Source organism: Blautia sp. MB18-30, from assembly GCF_023669475.1.
Classification (GTDB): domain Bacteria; phylum Bacillota; class Clostridia; order Lachnospirales; family Lachnospiraceae; genus Blautia_A; species Blautia_A fusiformis.
The window spans coordinates 1-769 of record NZ_JAMOYY010000095.1; the positions used below are offsets into that span (position 1 = coordinate 1).

1 protein-coding gene is annotated in these 769 nt (G+C 29.1%); it reads left to right on the forward strand.

Translation table 11 applies throughout. The features are described from left to right. Positions 1 to 70: 70 nt before the first annotated feature. On the forward strand, positions 71 to 769 hold a 699-nt coding region (locus NCY57_RS16680), incomplete at its 3' end, for a hypothetical protein (protein WP_250789877.1).

Here is a 769-nt window from a genome sequence, read left to right on the forward strand (position 1 = left end):
ATATTGGCGGTATTAAAAAAATATGGTAAAATAATATATCATATGTTGTCAAAATTTAGGAGGCGAAGTAATGCCGTCAATAAGTAAATCAATCATAGTTAATGTAGAGGCAAAATATATAGAACAATATTTGAATAAAAAAGGATTTATTCGTTCAGAGGAAGAGGCAGGGCAAGAGTTAAAGTATTGGATAGATAATTTGCTTAGTGCTGGGAAAATAAATATTGAGGATTTTGAAGAGTTTTTATTCGAAGAATTGTTTTGGGGAAAAAGAAAAACGATTCATATATATAAACTTGATAAAGTGAAAGGATATAAATATCCAGAGGACTGGGAAAATGCATTAAATGAATATTACAATATAAATTCAATAAATTTTTGTGATATATTAGGGAGAATTCCAAATACAACTGAACCGAGGAAAATAGTAGCTGTACAATCAGAAGAAAATCAAAAAGGTGAGTTGACTAGAATCAGATTGCTTTTTGCATGTTTTATACAGTTAAACGGAGAAAGAGGATATAAAGACTCGGTTGCATATATCCCGGTTGAATTAGATTTTGAAAGAAAAATTATGTTAGTCAAAGCATGGACAAGACAACATATTGCACATGAAGAACATAAAGCAGAAAATCTTCTAATTCATATAAAAAAACTAATGTGTATAGAGTTTAAAGTTGAAGTAAAAAACTTTATGTCCAAGCATAAAAAAGCCCTTTTTCTTATGAGTAAAAATCTTATAGATGAAGCATATTCACATGTTCCAGCG